The organism is Ensifer sp. SSB1, assembly GCF_016652895.1.
Classification (GTDB): domain Bacteria; phylum Pseudomonadota; class Alphaproteobacteria; order Rhizobiales; family Rhizobiaceae; genus Ensifer.
On sequence record NZ_JAEPRP010000280.1, the window covers coordinates 1 to 5,775 of the forward strand.

Sequence of the window (5,775 nt, forward strand, 5' to 3'; positions counted from 1 at the left end):
ACGCTAACCATGACCTACACGCCCTTTTTCCAGGGTGCTCTTAATGGAACGGACAGCGCCGTTCTTCGATGTGGGCGACGAACTCGTCCCGGAAATGCGCGAGCGAGGCGCGCAAGCCCATCGCCGCTCCATCCCCCAGGGCACAAAACGTATTGCCGAAAATGCCTTTGCAAAGCATGTCCAGCTGCTCCATGTCGCCGGGCGCACCCTTGCCCGCTTCGATCCGGCGCAACACTTTCACCGCCCAGTTCAAGCCTTCACGGCAAGGGGTGCACTTGCCGCAGGATTCGTGGTGGAAGAACTCCACGATCCGGGTCGCGACCTTGACCATGCATGTGGTGTCGTCGACGACGATGACGCCTGCCGAGCCAAGCATCGAGCCGACGGCTGCAAGCGAGTCGAAATCCATTGCGACATCCAGGCCGGGTTCCGGGATCACCGGTGCTGAAACGCCGCCGGGGATGACCGCCTTGATCCTGCGTCCGACAGGCACCCCGCCGGCATGATCCTCGACCAGTTCGCGAAGCGGAATTCCCATCGGAAGCTCATAGAGCCCCGGTTTGCGCACCTGTCCGCTGACGCAGTAGAGTTTCGGGCCTGGGCTCTTTGCCGGGCCGATCGAGCGAAACCAATCAGCACCCCGGGCAACGATATGCGGCACGCACACCAGGGTCTCGACATTATTGATGACGGTCGGGCTGGCATAGAGCCCCGCGACTGCCGGGAACGGCGGCTTCAGGCGCGGCTGCGCCCTTTTGCCTTCGAGTGAATCAAGCATCGCCGTCTCTTCGCCGCAGATATAGGCACCCGCGCCGCAATGGACATGCACGATAAAATTGAAGTCAGAGCCCAGGATCCGCGACCCCAGGTAACCCTTCGTCTTGGCCTCGGCGATTGCCTGTTCAAGCCGCCGCATCGCAAGCACATATTCCCCGCGGATATAGACATAGGCGACTTCTGCCCCGATCGCATAGGCGGCGATCGCCATGCCCTCGATCAGCTGGTGCGGGTCACGCTCCATGATAATGCGGTCCTTGAAGGTGCCTGGCTCGCCTTCATCGGCATTGCAGCAGAGATATTTCTGTCTGTTCCCCTTCGGCACGAAACTCCACTTCATGCCCGTCGGAAATCCGGCACCGCCGCGACCGCGCAGGTTCGATGTCTTGACGAGGTTGATGATCTCTTCAGGGGTATGTTCCTTGAGCGCCTTGTTGAGGGCCCGGTAACCCCCGCCGGCTTCATAGGTCGCCAGGAGATGGGCGTCTGCAACATCGAGGTTTTTCAAAAGGACCGGCTCGTACATGGCGCTATCCCGGTTGCGTTTCGGTCAGATCGGCGCCCATCGTGCGCAACCTGTCCAAGAGCCCGTCGATGCCCGCGACGTCGAGGTTTCCGTGATAGTCGTCACCGACCTGCATGACCGGAGCCATCTCGCAGGCGCCGAGGCATTCGACGGTCGAAAGCGTGAACATGCCATCCGGGGTCGTCCCGCCCCGTTCGATCCCCAGCACTTGCTCCAGATGCCGCAACAGGTCCTCGCAGTGGCACAGCATGCAGGAGACGTTGTTGCAGAGCTGCAGATGGAACCTGCCAATGGGCTCGGTTTGGAAGAGCGTGTAGAACGTCGCCAGCTCGTAGACCCAGATCCGCTCGACACCGAGGATTTCGGCGACCTCCTCCAGCACTACGCCCGGCAGATAGCCATGTTCGCGCTGGGCAATGAGAAGCGCGGGCATGATCGCCGAGCGCTGGTCGGGATACCGCGTTGCAGCCTCTTTTATCTTTTCGCGCATAGTCATTGCAGCCCAATTCCTGGTTACTTGTCCACCTCCGCCATCACCGGATCGAGGCTACCGAGCACTGCGATCATATCTGCGAGGTAACGGGCGTTCGTGACCCCGAAGATCCCCTGGAGATTGACGAACGAAGGCGCCCGGACCTTCATCCGGAACGGTTTCGGCGACCCGTCGCTGATGATGTAGAACCCGAGTTCCCCCTTGGGTGCCTCGATCGCGGAATAGACTTCGCCTGCCGGCACGTCAAAGCCGTAGGCAGAGAGGTCGAAATGCTGGATCAGGGCCTCCATCGAGCAATGCACCCTTTGCTTGTCGACCGGGAAGGCGATCGTCGGGATATCGATCTGGAATGGCCCCTCTGGCATCTGTTCGATGCATTGTTCGATGATCCGAAGGCTTTCGCGCATCTCGTCGACCCGGCAGCGCCAGCGCGCATAGCAATCGCCCTCAGTGCGGGTGATGACGTTGAACTCAAGCCGATCATAGATCTCGTAGGGTTCGTCGCGACGGATGTCCCAGTTGACACCCGATGCCCGAAGGTTCGGACCGCTCAAGCCGAGGTCGATGGCATCTTCTGGGGTGATGACGCCGACGTCCCGCGTGCGTTTCAGGAATACCCGGTTGTCTTCGAGCAGGCGCTCATAGTCCCGGATCCGGCTTGGGAAGATGTCGCAGAATTCCCGGATTTTCGGGAAGAAGCCTTCAGGCAGGTCCTCGCGCACCCCTCCAACCCGGCAAAAGGACGTGTGCATGCGCGCGCCGGTGATCATTTCAAGAAGATCCATGATCATTTCGCGTTCGCGCATGACATAAAGCAGCGCTGTCATCGCGCCGAGATCCATCGGCAGTGCACCGGTGATCAGGAGGTGGCCCGAAATCCTTGCGAGTTCCGCCATCATGACGCGGATGTATTGCGCCCGGATCGGGGCCTGAATGCCAAGAAGCTTCTCGACGGCCAGTGCGAAGCCCAAGTTGTTCGATGGCGGGCAGAGATAGTCGAGCCGATCCGTCAGCGGAAAGATCTGGGTATAGGTGAAGCTTTCCGCCAGCTTCTCGGTACCGCGGTGGAGATAGCCGATATGAGGGTCCACCCGCTCGACAATCTCGCCATCGAGTTTAAGGACGAGGCGAAGAACCCCGTGGGTGCTGGGGTGCTGTGGACCGAGGTTGAGAAGCACTTCCTTGCTGTTGAGCGCTTCGCCCTCTAGCCTCGTGAGCTCGGTGACTTCGGTCATCTCAACTCTCCGGCGTTAAACGGCCTCCTTGGGTTACAATGTCTCTCGGTCGCGCCGACCTGAGCTTTGTATGGTCAGTTGCTCTTCCCGCTCTGTGGAATGTCCCGGGTGGTCAAATCAGGCTGTGTCGGCGGCGGACCTTCGGCACCAAACGGATTGAGCTTGTCCTTGTAGCCCTTGAGCGGAAAGTCCTTGCGTTGTGGGAAGCCCTCGAAGCCTTCCCACATGTAGATCCGCCTGAGGTCGGGATGCCCTTCGAACCGGATGCCATACATGTCCCAGGCCTCGCGTTCGTGCCAGTTGGCCGTTCGCCAGACGCCGGTTACCGTGGGGACCTGCGGCGGATCGCCAAGAAAGCACTTTATGCGAACACGCCACCGGTTGGGCAACGAATAGAGGTGGTACACCGTCTCGAAGCGAGGGGCTTGTGGGTAGTGATCGACCCCGCAGATATCCGAGAGGAAATTGAATTGCAGCCCCGGGTCCTCCTTCAGGAACCGGCAGAATTCGATGAGCCTATCTGGCAGAACGGTAAAGACATCGACGCCATGCGCCGTCCCCAGATCTTCGATTGTCGTTCCGAAGCGGGCGAGGATCAAAGCACGATTGAGAGACGGCTCGACGTTCATGACGCTTCAGCCCGATCAAGCCTGGTCCCGGCCAGCGCACGGGACTTCTTGATCTTTTCTTGAAGCAGAAGGAAACCATGCATCAGCGCTTCGGGCCTTGGCGGGCAGCCGGGCACATGCACGTCGACGGGCACGAAGGTTTCCGACCCTTGCACCACAGCATAGGTGTTATACACCCCTCCCGATATCGCGCAGGTGCCCATCGCGATCACCCAGCGCGGCTCCGGCATCTGGTCGTAAAGCCTTCGCACGACGGGGGCGAACTTCCGTGTAACGGTGCCAGCGATAATCATGACGTCGGATTGGCGCGGCGAAGGGCGAAACACCACTCCGAACCGGTCGAGATCATAGCGCGCGCACCCGGCTGAGATCATCTCGATGGCGCAGCAGGCGATGCCGAAGGTCTCTGGCCAAAGGGCTGAGCTTCGGCTCCAGTTGATGACGCTTTCGGCCGAGGTGAAAAGGACACTGTCCTGGATCGCGTTTCCTATTCCTCCCATTCCAGCGCTCCCTTCAGCCAGGCATAGGCGAAGCCCACGAGAAGCAGCACCATGAAGACAAACATCTCAAGATAGCCGACGATCCCGATTTCTTTCAGGACGACGGCCCAAGGAAAGAGGAACATCGCTTCGACATCAAAGATGACGAGCAGGATCGCAAGGATGAAGAACTGGACCCTGAACCGGCCACCGGCGGCTTCGCCAGCGGGGTCCACGCCGCACTCGTAGGGCATGTTCTTTTCGCGGTAGGGATTGGAGGGGCGCAGCAGCGAGGAGATAAAAAGCGTCGCACCTGCCACCAGAACAATTCCGGCGATCATGAAAAGAACCGGCAGGAATTCGGTTGCAGTCATCTCGCATTGCCCGGTCACCCGTCGGGGGCAGTGCTCAAGCCGCGATCGAGGCCTTTTTGGCCGGTAGCGCGGTCGCCCCGGGAAGCGATTTTGGGCATTCCTTTCTTGAACTTCTAGTTTATTCCGTCGTTTAGACCATTGCAAACACGATCGATCAGCCGCCAAACACCGATTGTTGAGCAAGCCTTAGAAACCATGCCGGAAACAGGCCAATGCCGATTGTGCCGACGGCGGTGAGTGCGAGCGTGGCGCCGACCATGGGCGTCAGCGCCGGCTCGAACGTTCTTGCGGGCTCGCGCATGAAGATGACCATGACGATGCGGATGTAGAAATAGGCGGCAACCGCGCTCAAGAGCACGGCTATCACCGCCAAAAGGACGAAACCTCGCTCGACAAGAGCAACGAGCACGTAGAACTTGGCGAAGAACCCGGCCGTCGGCGGAATGCCGGCAAGCGAAAAAAGATAGATCAGCATCAAAGCCGCGAGCCCCGGATGCAGCTTGGCGAAACCTGAATAGTCTTCGATGACTTCGCCCGAAAAGTTGCCATTGCGCATCATGATGACGGCGCCGAAGATGCCGAGGTTCATAAAGGTGTAGATCAAAAGGTAGAGCATGACGCTGGCGGTCCCGTCCGTACCGCCAGCCACAATGCCGAAAATTGCAAATCCCGCATGCGCGATGCTGGAATAGGCAAGCAGGCGTTTGAAATTGTCCTGCACCAGCGCCACGAAACTGCCGAGCGCCATCGTCACGACAGCAATGATGGCCACGATGATCCAGACATTGGAGGCAGCAACCAGCGGATTGAGGAACACTCTCAGGATCACCGCAAAACCGGCCGCCTTCGGGCCCACCGACATGAAGGCGGTGATCGGCGTCGGCGCGCCTTCGTAGACATCGGGCACCCACATATGGAACGGCACGGCGCCAACCTTGAAGACCAGCCCCGCGACGACGAACACCACCGCGAGCAGCAGTCCCGGGTCGAGCGGCTCGCCGGTTATCGAAGCTGCCATTTTATCCAGCTGCGTGGTGCCGGTGAGGCCATAGATGAGCGAGACCCCGTAGAGGAATATTCCGGTCGAGACAGCGCCCAGGATCACATATTTCAGCGCCGCCTCGTTCGAACGTTGCTCGCGCCTGAGGAAGCCGGTCAGCACATAGGTGCTCAGAACCATCAATTCGAGGCCGACATAGACCGACAGGAGGTCGGTCGCCGATGCCATGATCTTCATGCCGGAAAGCGCAATGAGCAGCAGC

7 protein-coding genes are annotated in these 5,775 nt (G+C 59.7%); all 7 read right to left on the bottom strand.

Annotated features, from left to right (window positions below; translation table 11 throughout):
• Nucleotides 1-40: 40 nt before the first annotated feature.
• Nucleotides 41-1,303 (bottom strand): NADH-quinone oxidoreductase subunit NuoF, encoded by a 1,263-nt coding sequence (gene nuoF, locus I8N66_RS35610; RefSeq protein ID WP_291164720.1) that lies wholly within the window; start codon nucleotides 1,301-1,303, stop codon nucleotides 41-43.
• 4 nt (nucleotides 1,304-1,307) lie between these two features.
• Nucleotides 1,308-1,799 carry an NADH-quinone oxidoreductase subunit NuoE gene (gene nuoE, locus I8N66_RS35615; RefSeq protein ID WP_291164723.1) on the bottom strand — a complete coding sequence of 164 codons (492 nt, stop codon included), beginning with the start codon at nucleotides 1,797-1,799 and terminating at the stop codon, nucleotides 1,308-1,310.
• Between the two features lie 17 nt (nucleotides 1,800-1,816).
• A complete protein-coding gene (gene nuoD, locus I8N66_RS35620; protein WP_291164727.1) occupies nucleotides 1,817-3,031 on the bottom strand; it encodes an NADH dehydrogenase (quinone) subunit D in 1,215 nt (404 codons plus the stop codon).
• Nucleotides 3,032-3,105: 74 nt separating this feature from the next.
• Complete coding sequence (locus I8N66_RS35625; protein ID WP_291164730.1) at nucleotides 3,106-3,660, bottom strand: NADH-quinone oxidoreductase subunit C; 555 nt, start codon at nucleotides 3,658-3,660, stop codon at nucleotides 3,106-3,108.
• Nucleotides 3,657-4,160 carry an NADH-quinone oxidoreductase subunit B gene (locus I8N66_RS35630; RefSeq protein ID WP_113540276.1) on the bottom strand — a complete coding sequence of 168 codons (504 nt, stop codon included), beginning with the start codon at nucleotides 4,158-4,160 and terminating at the stop codon, nucleotides 3,657-3,659. Before I8N66_RS35630 ends, I8N66_RS35625 begins: the two co-directional genes overlap by 4 nt.
• Nucleotides 4,148-4,513, bottom strand: a complete 366-nt coding sequence (locus I8N66_RS35635) for an NADH-quinone oxidoreductase subunit A (protein WP_113540277.1) — start codon at nucleotides 4,511-4,513, stop codon at nucleotides 4,148-4,150. Before I8N66_RS35635 ends, I8N66_RS35630 begins: the two co-directional genes overlap by 13 nt.
• Nucleotides 4,514-4,667: 154 nt before the next feature.
• The coding region (locus tag I8N66_RS35640) for an NADH-quinone oxidoreductase subunit N (protein ID WP_291164736.1) at nucleotides 4,668-5,775 on the bottom strand (1,108 nt) is incomplete at its 5' end.

Coding starts and splice junctions, on each gene's coding strand:
- nuoE (WP_291164723.1), bottom strand. CDS start 1,799: ATGACTATGCGCGAAAAGATAAAAGAGGCTGCAACGCGGTATCCCGAC.
- I8N66_RS35635 (WP_113540277.1), bottom strand. CDS start 4,513: ATGACTGCAACCGAATTCCTGCCGGTTCTTTTCATGATCGCCGGAATT.
- I8N66_RS35625 (WP_291164730.1), bottom strand. CDS start 3,660: ATGAACGTCGAGCCGTCTCTCAATCGTGCTTTGATCCTCGCCCGCTTC.
- I8N66_RS35630 (WP_113540276.1), bottom strand. CDS start 4,160: ATGGGAGGAATAGGAAACGCGATCCAGGACAGTGTCCTTTTCACCTCG.
- nuoF (WP_291164720.1), bottom strand. CDS start 1,303: ATGTACGAGCCGGTCCTTTTGAAAAACCTCGATGTTGCAGACGCCCAT.
- nuoD (WP_291164727.1), bottom strand. CDS start 3,031: ATGACCGAAGTCACCGAGCTCACGAGGCTAGAGGGCGAAGCGCTCAAC.